The following is a 12,674-nucleotide window of genomic DNA, read 5'->3' on the forward strand; positions in this document are numbered from 1 at the left end:
CCGTAATACCCAGCCCCTTGCACACTTTTAGGACATTATCAATGGAGGCTTTCCCCAATCCTCTTGTCAGCATGGAATTGAGAGTGGTAGGTGGAATACCGATGGCTTCTGCAAATTGTCTCCGGCTGCTGTATCCAACTTTCTTCATTAGATGTTCAACAATCTCTTCCTTTGTCACTTCTATCACCTCCTTTAATTAAGTATGTACGAAAAATCGTACACTTATAATCTAGCACGAAATTTCGTTCGTGTGAAGTTGATAGAACGAAATTTTGTTCATTTTTTGTGAAAAATCTATTGACTTTGAACGAAAATGCGTTTATATTAAAGCTAGATCGAACGAAATTGCGTTCAATCGATAAACAGGAGGTGGAAAACGTTGTATAAAAACCTTAAGGCCGAAATGGCTCGGAGAGGAGTAATGGTGAAGGATATTGCCGAGTTGTTGAATGTCCGGCGCTCAACGGCAAGCGACAAGATAAATGGGAAGTTCCGGTTTTATTACGACGAGGCGCTGAAGATCAAGAAAGAATTCTTTCCAGACCTTGATTTAGAGTATCTGTTTGCGTCGGACGGGTCTAAAGGAAAAACCGCATAAGGTGGTGTGTATAATTTGTCGGTGACTATCAAGGCTGTACACGGCGTTTCTCTGCATACATCTCCTACAAAGGAGATGGTCAGCGTGAAAAAACAAAAACAACAAGTTGTTGTCCGTTGTGTCGGTGATCGAAAAGAACCATCCGCAGAAGCGTTAGAGCGCTTCATCGAAATTTACGCAAGGATGGTCAAAGAGAACGAAAAGGAGGTGAACCAAGATGCAAAAACTCCCCAGCGCGTATGACTTTGACACGCTTGAAGCCGCGATCGCGTTCTACACGCGAGTGGTGGCGGAGGTGATGAAGAACCGCGACCGGAGCGTGCATGACGAACTCATGCGCTTCAAACGGGAACTGCATGAGCGCATCGACCGGGAATATGATCCGGCTGCCCTGTGAGGGCATTCCTTTTGGCGAAAAAGTGGACAAGCGCGGAGAGGAGAGAAGAGATGGAACAATTAAGCATTTATGATTTTGAAAAGTTATACGGAAAAGAACACGTCTTAATAGCGGATGCGTTTGGTTTGAACGAGCATCCTATCACAAGTCCGTTGTTGTACAAAAAGATGATCGAAGTGCTTCTTTATCACCACGCTTCAAGATATGGACAAAACGCTTATTTGGAAGCATTGCGCACATACAATAAGGATGTTCACGAGAGATTCAAAAATAGCATATATGCTTTGGTTTTTACAGTTCAACAAACCATTGGGGTAATGACAGCTATAACCAAGGGTATACCGTTTTGCTTAGAAGGTTTCTGTATCAAAGACGAATATACAGGTCTTTTTAAAGACACCGAGTTCGGAAAAACCTTCAGATACGAATGCGACCTAGAAAAAGTCTTTACCGAAGCGATAAGTGACTTTGAATGGATCAGTTCATTAGATAGTCAACGATTCGAGATCAGAAATCAAGTCAAGCTAAAAAACGGCGGAATAGATATTTTGGTTTCAAATGAAAACAGAGCGATTGTTTTCGAACTGAAAAAAGGAGTGGCCAAAAGAAAAGATTTATTTCAAGTGCTTGACTACTCTAATTCTCCAGAACTCAAAAACAAGAAAGTCGAATGTGTTTTAGTGGCTAAAAAGTTCGGCGATGATGTTTTAACTTTAGCTAAAGATTTGTCAGTAAGCTGCATTTCTTACGACATCGGATATAACCWWTYYGASYYKKWWWWTSWRTWKSYTSKWTSRASWSRRAAYSGGRYMWARMRRRRYKWRWWAYWCMRYWKMTAMWWKSATGMWGGYTMWAWAYGGRRWSRWKKYWYKGACGRGWRYSKMRWAYKWKCSSMRWYKMWYYAWCSWRRAKYMSWMSASWMAWWMMRRKAWWTMTWWCKCRRARWMSWSSMWRARSWAAAWRSYRAAMKSMAYTKACATCATGGTTCGAWWGGGGTGCTTGGATAAATTTCATAAAATCATCGTCGGATTGCTTGCTGAGGCGAAGGGGGTTGCACAATGAACGTCCTCCCAGGCGATATGGAACGCGGAGCCAGCTTGCTGGAGCACTGCAAATTCTACGTATCGAGAGCCTATATGGAGCTACAGCAAGGCGATGTAGACGCTGCCGATCGCTGGGTCGAAGAATACCAACGCTGTCGTCGTGAGTTGGACGAGCTCCTGCGGCGGAAAGAGGAACATGACAAACTGGTTCAGCTTGTTGAGGTTATGAAAGAACGTGGAATAGATATTGCGATTGTTATGAGAAAGGAGAATGAGTGATGAATATCGTGTTTTCAGCTAGCCGACTAATGAAAGTTTCAGAGGTTCGGAGATTTTGCCAACAAGCGCGCGAAAATCGAGAGTTGCTGCTGGCAACCGAGCTGAAAGCGAAAGAGGAGCTGTACAAACGCTTTTTACAAAAAGAAAAAACGGCCAGCGCCTAACACCAGCCAGCAAACCAGCCCGTTCAATCACAATATAGCATATTTCCTCTCCCTTTCACAAGGCAGGCCTGGTGCCTGTCGTCAAGGGTGGGAACGTTGCACTGACTCCATCCCCCGGTCATCAGCGTTCTCGCCTTTGACGATGCGCACTAGGAAAGGAGGTGACGAAAATGACAAAAACGGATAAGCAGCGCATCCGACTAAAAATAGCAAAAATCCTTGATACACATTGTCGACAGTGCAAGTACTTTTCAATGCCGAACTTCCGTATGTCGCCTTGCCGGCAGTGCCCATACGGGAAGCGTATGCAAGAGCTTAGCCGACCGTTGTGGGGAGAAGACAGGGAAGCTGATCTGAGAGGTAAAACCGGCAGATGGACAGAGGATGAAGACTTTTACCTTCTCAATCACTATGGTATCCAACCGATCGAAACCCTTTCCGCCCGCACTGGGCGGAGCATACAGGCGATTAGGAAGCGACTCGAGGCACTGAAAGGAGGTGAGCCGGCATGATCGAGAATCCGATCATTTCCGACCGGCATCCGATTCGGCAGGAGGAACCGTGTGTAGTTGGCTATTGCGAAGGATGCGGCGGGGAGATTTATGAAGGGGACGATATTCTCGAGTTTACCGACGGCTTGATGATCCACCAGGACGAATGGTGCGCCTATGACTATTGCAGCAAGTTCGGCCGGCCAAAACAGGCATAACATGAGAAACGCCTCGCCCGAGGGAGCGAGGCGCCAACGGTGATTCCCCTATGACCCTGTACTTACATAGTACAGGAATCGCCGCCAAAAATCAAATGGGGGTGGGAAACTTGGAAGCTGTCATCTTGGCCAACACGAACGAAATGAGCCATGAGGAGTGGCTGCAGGCTCGCCGGAAGGGGATCGGCGGGAGCGACGCCGCGGCGATCGCAGGGTTGAACAAATGGAAGTCGCCAGTTGCCGTGTATCTTGAAAAGATTGGACAAGCCCCAGGGGAGAACGTGAACAGCGAAGCGGCCTACTGGGGTACGATGCTAGAGGATGTCGTGGCTCAAGAGTTCAGCAAGCGGACTGGATTGAAAGTACGACGAAAGAACGCGATCCTGCAACATCCAGAGCATCCATTCATGATCGCGAACGTCGATCGCCTCATTGTCGGCCGGAAAGAGGGGCTTGAGTGCAAAACAGCTAGTGAACATCTCAAAGACGAATGGAAAAATGACGAGGTTCCGGCGCAATATCTCATTCAATGCCAGCATTATATGGCTATCACGGGCTTCGATTCATGGTGGATTGCGGTTCTGATCGGCGGAAACAAGTTCATCTACAAGAAAATTGAGCGTGACGAGGAGATCATTCAGTATCTCATCGAGATTGAATCGAACTTCTGGAACAATCACGTTCTCAAGAAAAACCCGCCGATGTTCGATGGTTCCGATGCTTCAAGTGATTTGTTGAAAGTTCTTTATCCGACAGCGAAGTTTGAGGAGGAAATCGAACTTCCCCCTGGCGCGTCAGAACTGATTGCTAAGTATGAGCAGGCCAAGCAAGAGGAAGAGGAAGCTGCCACACGCAGAAAAGAGGCAGAAAATCAACTGAAAGCAATGCTTGGCGAATATGAAAAAGCTTTTGCCGGCGAGCGAATCATAACATGGAAAAACGTTCGTAGCAGCCGTGTTGATACAAAGTTGCTCAAAGCGAAGTATCCGGAAATATACCAAGAGGTCGCCAAGGAATCAATATCACGGCGATTCTCCATTAAGTAGGTGAATGGATATGCAAAAATCACAAATTTTTGATGAAGTTGCTCATAAGCATTCTCCATTAAGTAGGTGAATGGATATGGCCAAATGCAGAGGTTGCGGCAAGGAAATCGAGTGGATTAAAACACCCGCCGGCAAAGCCATGCCGGTGGATGCCGAGGTCATAACAATAGTGACCTCGAAGGGTGAAGTGGTCAAAGGGCATATGCCTCACTGGGCAACTTGCCCTGCGGCGCAGCAATTCAAAAGGAAATAGGGAGGTCATAAGAGTATGGCAACAAACCAAACGCTTAAAAATCAACTCGCAAACAAAGCAAAAAACACGGAGGCAGCGCCTCCTTCCCCAGCTCAAACAATCGCGGCATATCTGAAAAAGATGGGTCCGGAGATTGAAAAGGCTCTTCCAAAGCACATGGATGCTGATCGGATGGCGCGCATCGCACTGACAACGATCCGAACCAACCCGAAACTGTTGGAATGCTCGGTTCCCTCTCTGCTTGGCGCGGTTATGCAAGCAGCACAGCTTGGATTAGAGCCGGGGCTCATCGGACATTGCTATTTAGTGCCGTTCAAGAACGGGAAGACTGGACAATCCGATGTGCAATTCATCATCGGCTATAAAGGCATGATCGACTTGGCACGACGCAGTGGAAACATCGAAAGCATCTATGCTCATGCGGTTTACGAAAACGACACGTTCGAATATGAGTACGGCTTACATCCGAAGCTCGTTCATAAACCGGCAATGACAAACCGCGGCGATTTCATTGGTGCCTATGCGGTTGCACATTTTAAAGACGGCGGCTATCAGTTCGAATTCATGTCAAAAGAGGAGATCGAGAAACGTCGCAAGCGCTCTAGAGCCGCCAATAACGGCCCATGGGTAACGGACTACGAGGAGATGGCCAAAAAGACGGTCATCCGTCATATGTGGAAGTACCTGCCGATTTCGATTGAGATCCAGCAAGCTGTTATGCAAGACGAGACAGTAAAAAAGGACATCACAGCTGATCCGGAATCGGTTGACTACATCGAAGCCGAGGCATACGAGGTGATCGATCCGCGGCCGCAGACAGAGGAACCGCAACAAGAGGAGATCGTCTTCGATGCTGAATGACCAAGACCCATATAAAGTCCTCCTCCCGAGTTGGATTTGGGAGGAGGCAAAGGATAAAGAGCACTTCAAACAGTTGGTGCGAGAGTATATGAGGAGATACCCGGATCTTACCGTTAAACGCGTGGCGGATGGGTTTGCGATTTGTGTGAGGAAATAGGAAAGCCGAGGTGATACGATGCCCGACAGTTTTTACTTCCCTGTCTACACAGGACTTCTTACCCCGAAACATCGAGAACGGATCGGACCGGCCATTTGGGAGTTTTTATGGCTTGTCTCCAAAGTAACCAAAGAAGTGCAGGAAGAAGGTGAAACGTTGGGCATCGTGCTCGGCGGAAGGCCAGTGAAACTCGCAGAAATCGCTGCCGAACTTGGCGGAAGCGAACGGACCGTAAAAAGAAATATTGCTCGACTAAAAGATGAAGGTTACATCGAAACGGTTCGTGCTCCGTATGGTGAAATTTATAAAGTTAGGAAATCGAAGAAGTTCATTCACAAAAACAGAAGTGCCAAAAATGGCACATCTTTTGACGAGAGAGAGGACAAAAATGGCCTATCTCACGACGAGAGAAGTGCCAAAAATGGCACATCTGAACATAGAGAAGTGCCATATTTGTCCGAGAGAAGTGCCACATCCGGCACATCTAATAAAGATATAAAAGATATAAAAAATATAACTGATAGAAAAATAGATGATGATATAAGAGAAGCCCATATGTCAGACCGATCAAAAAGAGCAATTGCTAACAAATATATTCAGCGTAGGGGAAAAGGACTATCGCTTTCCCCTAAAGATGAGGAAGCAATAGAAGGGCTTCTGCGAGAGCCAATCCCATTGGATGACATTCTTTCGCTGATCGACGAAGTGTTTGACGAGTACCAACCGAAATTCAACGGCGACGGGATCAATTCTTTTGAGTACGTGCGTAAAGTGGTCCTGAGCAAATATCACGAGCAAAAAGGAGAGAGCACGGATGGCGGAACGGTTCACAAGCATCGCCGAGGTGTTAGCCGACCTTCAGCAGAAGGCGGAAAGACATATGAGCAAATCCTCCGAGAAGCCGAAGCAGCCCGACGAGCTTGGGGATGGAAGGGGTGACTACGAGTGCTCCCGATGCAAAGATACCGAATTCCTCTTCTATCGAGACGAACGTGGGTATGAATTCGCCAGACCTTGCGAATGCCGGGAACGGAAGGCGTGGAAACGGCGGTTCAAGCAGGCGCTCATCCCAGACGAGTTTGTGCATGCGAATTTCGAGAATTTTAGGCGATCGGCGCCATATCAACAGGATATGTATGACATGGCACTCAATTATCTGCAAGAATTTGGTACGGAGAACGGGACGAAAAAGTTGTCTGACAAAAATTTTGGGTTCATCGCAGTACTAGGGGAACAACGCCTTCGAGAACTGCCGGCCGGCCAACGAGCAGAGATGAAGCAACAGCACAACAATTTCGGTGTGGGGAAGACCCATTTGCAAATCGCCCTGGCTAAACGGCTCATTAAGGACGGATTCAATGTACTCGTCGTTTCAGATGTCGCATTCATGGACGAGCTGATCCAGGCCAAGACGATGAACGACGAAGGCGAGACGTTGAACCGGCTTCTATACAGCGCGATCCATGCGGATGTGCTGGTGTGGGATGATATCGGAAAAGCCAAATGGAGCGAGGCAAAAGAGGCACTCTATTATCAGATTATCAACGAGCGATACAGAAAGCAAAAACCAATCGTGTTTAACTCTAACGAAGACCGCGGAACGCTAAGCGAAAAAATCGGCTATGCAGCTGCCAGCCGGTTGCTCGGGCAGTGTGGCCCATATCTCCTCGAGGTCGAGGGTGAAGATTTCAGACTAAAGGGGGCATAAAACGTGTGTGTAAAATGCGATGGAACGGGACGGCTATACACAAGAGTGATGAGTGGAGCCTGGCTGGTCACCTCGTGCGGCTGCGAGGATGCGGAGAAGGTGCGACAGGAAGAGGAGATAAAGATGCGAGAGTGGCGCAAACGCTTGGTGGAGGCGTGTGAGCGACTTGGTATAACCTCTGAGGCATTAGAAGTTAGATAAAGATTGAGGGGGAGAGGACATGGCACTGCAAGTAGGGGATTGGGTGTATTGCGTGAATGTCCATCAGCATACATTTGGGTGGCTTGGATTTATCGAGTGGATACGGCCGCCGGAGTGCAGTGTGATTTTTGTTCGAACGCGGTCCAACCAACCGACACGCCAGGAACGCCGGATGTTGTTGAGATATTTAGAGCCAGCCGGTATTGAAGGTGATTGGACAAGCTCTGAACTGGATGTGTTGATTAACCTGGCGCTCGATACGCGTGACGAAGAATGGTTCCGGGATCTCATCCGGCGTAAAGGGAGTGATTGGGTTGGGAATGCTCTATAAAGCATATAAGACTCCGCAATATAGACAAGAGCTTCATAAACGATTTGTTATTCAGCGGTTGCTCGAACTAGGGATAGACGAACATGACGGACGCAGCATCCATGAACTGGACTATGATCAACTGAAGTACATCTTGACGATGGCGAAACTCAAAAACTAACACACTCTCAAACCGCGTATTTTGCCCCGTACGGCGTTTTTCTTGCAGGGGGGATAGAAAAGTACCGACCGGCAAGAAAAACGCCTCAGAAGGGAAAATAAGGGCCTTTTGAGAGGCGTGAGCAGGGAGGAAGAACAAATGGATTTAGCAAAACTTTTTCAGTTGCAACGCCAGCTGGATGAGCACATTGAGCAAGAACATCCAAGACAAGATGGTGAGGACAGGCTGGCAAAGAAAATCCTTGCGTTTCAAGTGGAGCTTGGGGAACTGGCGAATGAGTTGCCGGAAGTCTTCAAGTTTTGGAGTAACAAGAAAAACAACCGCGAGAAGGCATTAGAGGAGTTTTGTGATGGGTTGCATTTTCTCTTGTCTGTTGGCTTGGAGATCACAGAGCCGGACATGCTCGACCTTAAAAGCTGGAATTTAACCAAAGCAGACAACATAACCGAACAATTTTTGTGCCTTATGGCCGATGTAACTGACCTATATATCGGCCTATACAATGACGGTGATAGCAAATTTTATTATGAGTTTTTGTTATTGAGATTCATTCACTTGGGCGAAATGCTCGGTTTCACATGGGACGAGATCGAAGTGGCATACATGCAGAAACATGCGGAAAATATCGCCCGTCAGGAGCGTGGGTATTGATGATTAAATTCATAGTCTACGGCGAACCTGTCGCCCAAGGGCGGCCGAGAGCGACGATAATCAACGGTCATATACGGATGTACGACCCGAAGAAATCAAAAGATTTCAAGGACTATGTGAGATTAGTTGCATCTGAACATCGTCCAGAGAAGCTAATTGAAGGTCCGATCTCCCTTGATGTCAAGGTGTACAAACCTATTTTGAAGAGCTTTAGCAAAAAGAAAAAAGCCGCAGCCGAAGCCGGCCAGCTAAGGCCAACAACCAAACCGGATGTCGACAACTACGTCAAAGGAGTCAAAGACGCGCTCAAAAACGTCATTTGGAAAGACGACAGCCAAGTGGTGGACTTACATATTTCCAAATGGTACAGCGAGACGCCGAGAGTGGAAATCACAATCATGCCGATAGATGAGAAGTGAGGTGAACGGGATGCCGGCCATCACGAGGGTTTCGCCGTATCGTTCAGGCCGCCTCGTTTTGGCAACCGCCCGCACAATATTGATATGACAGTGCGGACGTATCAGCTGACACCGGAACAACTTGAGCGATATAAAAACGGCGAAAAGCTTGAAGATATTTTGAAGGGAGAGGATACGATGGAACAACAAAAGCCAAAAGTGATCGCATACACGAAGTATGAGGAAGTTGTGGCGGAACGGGATGAGCTGAAGAAGCAACTGGAGAAATTAAAAGCGAATATTGGGGCAGATGGCGACAAGTGTGAACAGTTGAAACGGGAAGCAGATCACCGGAAAGAGCTTTTTGAAGAGGCAATGACAGAAAACGAACGGCTGCATAAAGAAATCCTTGCCCTCGAAAATGAAATACAAAGACTGAAAGAGCTAGTCAACGAGCTGCGCGAACGGAAAGATAGGAGCGAAGAAGGCTGGGCAGATGCGACGCGAGAGCTCCGAGCACTGAGACTATACGCTCTCCAAAAACTACAAAAGGATGTATACGAGTCATGAGCAAGCGTAAGCGCCGGCTGAGATGGTATCTGCTGTATCGACGTGAGGATGGACAAGCTGTCTATCGATATGAACCACTGAAAAGATACGAGCTTGATAGCCGCATCCGAAAAGGTTGGAAGGTAGTGATGTGAGGTGGGGAAAACACTACGCAAAATCAAACGTGAGAGGGAGAAAACAACTTCTCCCTTTCGTCCAGAAATCATGGCGGCATGGAATCGAGGATTTGAAGCAGGAGCCAAACGGCAAAACGAATTAGACACGCAATTGATGCTGGAGTGGCTTGGGAAGTTGGAAGAAATACCGGGGATCGGTGGAAAGACAGCGTGGAAAATTCGTGAACATTTTTTGGAGTTTATGAGGGAAAGGAGGGAACCGAATGATCTATATTTTGCGCCATCCGAAAACACACAATGAAATTCGAACGAAACGAAGATGGAAAGTCAAACAGTATCAGCTGCAAGGGTACAAGCTTGTGAATCAGTATGATCCGAAAGAAACGCAGAACTGCAAGGCATAAGCTCCGGGTCTAAATAAAAAAGACCGGACTTTTCCCGGCCGATGGGAGCTTAGGACTTTGCGGTTGTACCCGCTGCAGAAACCAATTAAGTAAAGGTGGTATCTATGGACGTTATTAAGTTTTATGACGCTTGTTGTAGCAAGTGTGGAAATTGGTATACTTCCGATTTCAAAGCGCCCCGCGGAAAAACAAAGAAAGAAGCTATTGCAGAGATGAAGGCAAACGGATGGGGAGTTGTCGGCGGAAAAACCTATTGCCATAAATGCCATTAAAAAAGCCAGGACTTCTCCCGGCGCATCAGAAAGAAGAGGGACAACCATATTATACCACGGGAGGAGTCCGATGGAGGAGCTTTTGAAACAATATAGGGAATCGTTACGATCGGCAAAGAAACTCCTAGAAAGGGCATCGGATGAAGACAAAAAGATAATTAGAGGAATGATTTCGGACCTTGAATTTGCGATAGAGTGGATGGAAACTAGCAGGATGCCAGGAAACAGAAGAGGCATTGAACGAAGAGCTGCATATCAACGTGAAAAGCCGTTCGACCCATTACTTATGCAAAAATATTTCCGTTCCAGTGACCCAGTCTATGAATGGGACGATCATGAAAAGGAAAGCGTCATTACAAATTGGGATCGAGAGAGAATCGAAGATGCCTTATCGGTATTGACTGAACGCGAAAAAGAAGTGTATCTGATGTCACGCGGATACGGCCTCACCTATAGCGAAATCGCCAATTACCTTTGTATATCATCCAGTAGCGTTCAAACCATGATTGAACGAGCTGAAAAGAAAATAAAAAGACGTATAAACGAAAGCCTCTTCTGCCTTTGCGGGTGAAGAGGACTATTTCATTTTTTGATAGATAATAAGGCTGTAGCATTGTAAAATAAGATTGGAAAAGTTCGGATAAGGGGAGATGATGGGAATGGAAGAGTTAGCAAAACACATTCCTAACATTCCGATAGATAGGGGGTATTGGTTTGTAAGGACGAATTCAGGAGAGTATTATGACCATTTTGTTCATGATGGATTCATAGGTATCGGATGGAACCAAATTGAGTTGAAACACTTACACGATCACCGTCCATTAGAAGATATTGTTCGGGCAAAATACAAGAACGAAAACAGGCCCAAGTATGTAGCCAATCAGATTAAGGCGTTTTGTCATGACATCAAGAAGGGCGATGTTGTGTTAATTCCTTCTAATAAATCAGCTTATATACACTTTGGAATTATACAAGACGAAACGCCTTACGAGGAAAATATCCCCATTGAGATTGAAGATATGGACGAACATTCGGAGTGGTTCTTTGAGTATGAAGGAGTTTGCCCTTATCGCAAACGAAGAAAAGTAAAATGGATTAAGGTTGTAAGAAGAGATCATTTAGACCCGCAGTTATACAGGCTTATTTATTCTCAGCATACTATTTCCAAAGCGGATGGATATGCCGAGTATATTGATAAAGCGTTATTTGACTTTTATATCAAGGGAGACAAGTGTCATTTTATTCTACATGTGCGCAAGAAAGACCACATCAAAGCTCATCACTTCATATCTTTCATGTCTGATTTGTTCGCGTTGGCTGATAGTCATTCTGACGATGAAATTGATATTAAAATCAATGTCCAGTCTCCCGGAGCCATCGAATTAATAGGGTATATTCCTGCTATCATCATGATAGCAGTAGCACTCGTTGGGGTGATCGGCGGGCGAGTAAAGTTTTTCGGCATAGAATTCGATACACCGGGGATTGTGGGAAGGTTGCTGGAGTGGCAAAAACTAAAGCAGCAAGGTCAAACTCAAGAGGGAGTTAACGAGCCAAACGATGAACAAAAAGAACGTTTGATTATGAATGCAGAAAATCTTGAAATTCAATTACCCGGACAATTGCAAAAATCATTACAAGCATACGTTGAATCTCTGAGTAAACAAACTTCTCTACCAGTAGAAGCGAAAGATGAAAAAAAGGAAGAATAAGCTTCATTCTTCCTTCTCCTTATAACGGTTTTCGATTTTAAAGAAACTTTTCACTGTCAATATTGCGAACACGAGAGAGACAAGTTCTCTAATATAAAAAACACCTACGGTACGGTTTCCAAATACGTCCAGTTTCAATAGGGTGAGGTCGTACAACAAGAAGAAAAAGGCAATAAGAAGTACAGACATATTCACTTGAGAAAGAATGCCAATGATTTTCTTCATGTCACCTCGCCCCCTTTTTTAATCATATTCAACAACAACAGAAATGTTTCCTTATGACTTAATAATATCATTTTTACTTTTGTCAAAGCAAAACTTATTTATAACACTGTATTTTTGTCGTGTGAATGCCACTAATAAGTGAAAAGTGGCAAGCCGAACCTCTTTCCATTGGCGTCACCCGATCGGGTGGCGTTTTTTATTTGAGCGAGGTGATGCACGTGTATAAGTTGCGCGAGGCATTGGGTGATAAAGACAAACAAAAGTTAAACCGCATGAAGAAAGACAGGATGACCTGGCGTGACTGGCTCGACATTATGGGCGTCCGACGCGACACGTACAAGCGAGTGCGCGGGGCGATTCGAAGGMAGGGAGGAGGGAGGKGAGGATGTAGATGCGGAAGGTGACGCACAAACAAAAAG

The 12,674-nt window shown here is 46.0% G+C and carries 20 protein-coding genes; 18 read left to right on the top strand and 2 right to left on the bottom strand.

The window, feature by feature from the left end:
• Positions 1 to 178, bottom strand: a 178-nt coding sequence (locus tag AP057_RS08700; protein WP_152968868.1) for a helix-turn-helix transcriptional regulator, incomplete at its 3' end; no start/stop codon positions are given.
• 201 nt (positions 179 to 379) lie between these two features.
• On the opposite strand from AP057_RS08700, the gene AP057_RS08705 reads away from it, so the two are divergent.
• The 18 genes from AP057_RS08705 to AP057_RS08785 all read left to right on the top strand — a co-directional run bounded on the left by AP057_RS08705 (position 380) and on the right by AP057_RS08785 (position 12,030).
• Positions 380 to 598 carry an XRE family transcriptional regulator gene (locus tag AP057_RS08705; protein ID WP_013524452.1) on the top strand — a complete coding sequence of 73 codons (219 nt, stop codon included), beginning with the start codon at positions 380 to 382 and terminating at the stop codon, positions 596 to 598.
• An 84-nt stretch (positions 599 to 682) separates the two neighbouring features.
• Positions 683 to 841 (top strand): hypothetical protein, encoded by a 159-nt coding sequence (locus tag AP057_RS17455; protein ID WP_172706358.1) that lies wholly within the window; start codon positions 683 to 685, stop codon positions 839 to 841.
• On the top strand, positions 816 to 995 hold the full coding sequence (locus AP057_RS08710) for a hypothetical protein (RefSeq protein ID WP_055358545.1): 180 nt from the start codon (positions 816 to 818) through the stop codon (positions 993 to 995). The genes AP057_RS17455 and AP057_RS08710 overlap by 26 nt, the downstream gene beginning before the upstream one ends.
• A 1,058-nt stretch (positions 996 to 2,053) precedes the next feature.
• Positions 2,054 to 2,317, top strand: coding sequence for a hypothetical protein (locus tag AP057_RS08720; RefSeq protein ID WP_055358546.1), 264 nt, complete (start codon positions 2,054 to 2,056; stop codon positions 2,315 to 2,317).
• Positions 2,317 to 2,481 carry a hypothetical protein gene (locus AP057_RS17460; protein WP_200910064.1) on the top strand — a complete coding sequence of 55 codons (165 nt, stop codon included), beginning with the start codon at positions 2,317 to 2,319 and terminating at the stop codon, positions 2,479 to 2,481. Before AP057_RS08720 ends, AP057_RS17460 begins: the two co-directional genes overlap by 1 nt.
• Before the next feature lie 508 nt (positions 2,482 to 2,989).
• Positions 2,990 to 3,190, top strand: coding sequence for a hypothetical protein (locus tag AP057_RS08730; protein WP_055358548.1), 201 nt, complete (start codon positions 2,990 to 2,992; stop codon positions 3,188 to 3,190).
• Positions 3,191 to 3,300: 110 nt separating this feature from the next.
• Positions 3,301 to 4,236 (top strand): YqaJ viral recombinase family protein, encoded by a 936-nt coding sequence (locus tag AP057_RS08735; protein ID WP_055358549.1) that lies wholly within the window; start codon positions 3,301 to 3,303, stop codon positions 4,234 to 4,236.
• Positions 4,237 to 4,504: 268 nt separating this feature from the next.
• Positions 4,505 to 5,350: a recombination protein RecT gene (gene recT, locus AP057_RS08740; RefSeq protein ID WP_055358550.1), complete on the top strand. Its 846-nt coding sequence runs from the start codon at positions 4,505 to 4,507 to the stop codon at positions 5,348 to 5,350.
• 175 nt (positions 5,351 to 5,525) lie between these two features.
• The gene (locus AP057_RS08745) at positions 5,526 to 6,446 is read left to right on the top strand and encodes an HTH domain-containing protein (RefSeq protein WP_055358551.1); all 921 of its coding nucleotides are present in this window, start codon (positions 5,526 to 5,528) and stop codon (positions 6,444 to 6,446) included.
• Positions 6,388 to 7,215 (top strand): ATP-binding protein, encoded by an 828-nt coding sequence (locus AP057_RS08750; RefSeq protein WP_055358552.1) that lies wholly within the window; start codon positions 6,388 to 6,390, stop codon positions 7,213 to 7,215. The genes AP057_RS08745 and AP057_RS08750 overlap by 59 nt, the downstream gene beginning before the upstream one ends.
• 220 nt (positions 7,216 to 7,435) lie before the next feature.
• Positions 7,436 to 7,747 carry an IDEAL domain-containing protein gene (locus tag AP057_RS08760; protein WP_055358554.1) on the top strand — a complete coding sequence of 104 codons (312 nt, stop codon included), beginning with the start codon at positions 7,436 to 7,438 and terminating at the stop codon, positions 7,745 to 7,747.
• A complete protein-coding gene (locus AP057_RS17465; RefSeq protein WP_200910065.1) occupies positions 7,731 to 7,907 on the top strand; it encodes a hypothetical protein in 177 nt (58 codons plus the stop codon). Before AP057_RS08760 ends, AP057_RS17465 begins: the two co-directional genes overlap by 17 nt.
• 138 nt (positions 7,908 to 8,045) lie before the next feature.
• On the top strand, positions 8,046 to 8,558 hold the full coding sequence (locus AP057_RS08765; protein WP_055358555.1) for a dUTP diphosphatase: 513 nt from the start codon (positions 8,046 to 8,048) through the stop codon (positions 8,556 to 8,558).
• Positions 8,558 to 8,977, top strand: coding sequence for a RusA family crossover junction endodeoxyribonuclease (locus tag AP057_RS08770; protein WP_055358556.1), 420 nt, complete (start codon positions 8,558 to 8,560; stop codon positions 8,975 to 8,977). The genes AP057_RS08765 and AP057_RS08770 overlap by 1 nt, the downstream gene beginning before the upstream one ends.
• A 177-nt stretch (positions 8,978 to 9,154) precedes the next feature.
• Positions 9,155 to 9,526 (top strand): hypothetical protein, encoded by a 372-nt coding sequence (locus AP057_RS08775; protein WP_235207628.1) that lies wholly within the window; start codon positions 9,155 to 9,157, stop codon positions 9,524 to 9,526.
• Positions 9,527 to 9,905: 379 nt separating this feature from the next.
• Entirely contained in the window at positions 9,906 to 10,046 is a 141-nt protein-coding gene (locus AP057_RS17280; RefSeq protein WP_156961366.1) for a hypothetical protein, read from the top strand.
• Between the two features lie 342 nt (positions 10,047 to 10,388).
• The gene (locus tag AP057_RS08780) at positions 10,389 to 10,889 is read left to right on the top strand and encodes a sigma-70 family RNA polymerase sigma factor (protein ID WP_055358557.1); all 501 of its coding nucleotides are present in this window, start codon (positions 10,389 to 10,391) and stop codon (positions 10,887 to 10,889) included.
• Between the two features lie 88 nt (positions 10,890 to 10,977).
• Positions 10,978 to 12,030: a restriction endonuclease gene (locus AP057_RS08785; RefSeq protein ID WP_033021474.1), complete on the top strand. Its 1,053-nt coding sequence runs from the start codon at positions 10,978 to 10,980 to the stop codon at positions 12,028 to 12,030.
• A 3-nt stretch (positions 12,031 to 12,033) separates the two neighbouring features.
• Here AP057_RS08785 and AP057_RS08790 read toward each other — a convergent pair whose 3' ends face one another.
• Positions 12,034 to 12,255, bottom strand: coding sequence for a hypothetical protein (locus tag AP057_RS08790; protein ID WP_033021475.1), 222 nt, complete (start codon positions 12,253 to 12,255; stop codon positions 12,034 to 12,036).
• Between the last annotated feature and the right edge of the window lie 419 nt (positions 12,256 to 12,674).

Source organism: Geobacillus sp. Sah69 (assembly GCF_001414205.1).
In the GTDB taxonomy this organism is placed as follows: Bacteria; Bacillota; Bacilli; order Bacillales; family Anoxybacillaceae; genus Geobacillus; species Geobacillus stearothermophilus.

Coding starts and splice junctions, on each gene's coding strand:
- AP057_RS08710 (WP_055358545.1), top strand. CDS start 816: ATGCAAAAACTCCCCAGCGCGTATGACTTTGACACGCTTGAAGCCGCG.
- AP057_RS08720 (WP_055358546.1), top strand. CDS start 2,054: ATGAACGTCCTCCCAGGCGATATGGAACGCGGAGCCAGCTTGCTGGAG.
- AP057_RS17460 (WP_200910064.1), top strand. CDS start 2,317: ATGAATATCGTGTTTTCAGCTAGCCGACTAATGAAAGTTTCAGAGGTT.
- AP057_RS08730 (WP_055358548.1), top strand. CDS start 2,990: ATGATCGAGAATCCGATCATTTCCGACCGGCATCCGATTCGGCAGGAG.
- recT (WP_055358550.1), top strand. CDS start 4,505: ATGGCAACAAACCAAACGCTTAAAAATCAACTCGCAAACAAAGCAAAA.
- AP057_RS08745 (WP_055358551.1), top strand. CDS start 5,526: ATGCCCGACAGTTTTTACTTCCCTGTCTACACAGGACTTCTTACCCCG.
- AP057_RS08750 (WP_055358552.1), top strand. CDS start 6,388: ATGAGCAAATCCTCCGAGAAGCCGAAGCAGCCCGACGAGCTTGGGGAT.
- AP057_RS08760 (WP_055358554.1), top strand. CDS start 7,436: ATGGCACTGCAAGTAGGGGATTGGGTGTATTGCGTGAATGTCCATCAG.
- AP057_RS08765 (WP_055358555.1), top strand. CDS start 8,046: ATGGATTTAGCAAAACTTTTTCAGTTGCAACGCCAGCTGGATGAGCAC.
- AP057_RS08770 (WP_055358556.1), top strand. CDS start 8,558: ATGATTAAATTCATAGTCTACGGCGAACCTGTCGCCCAAGGGCGGCCG.
- AP057_RS08775 (WP_235207628.1), top strand. CDS start 9,155: ATGGAACAACAAAAGCCAAAAGTGATCGCATACACGAAGTATGAGGAA.
- AP057_RS17280 (WP_156961366.1), top strand. CDS start 9,906: ATGATCTATATTTTGCGCCATCCGAAAACACACAATGAAATTCGAACG.
- AP057_RS08780 (WP_055358557.1), top strand. CDS start 10,389: ATGGAGGAGCTTTTGAAACAATATAGGGAATCGTTACGATCGGCAAAG.
- AP057_RS08785 (WP_033021474.1), top strand. CDS start 10,978: ATGGAAGAGTTAGCAAAACACATTCCTAACATTCCGATAGATAGGGGG.
- AP057_RS08790 (WP_033021475.1), bottom strand. CDS start 12,255: ATGAAGAAAATCATTGGCATTCTTTCTCAAGTGAATATGTCTGTACTT.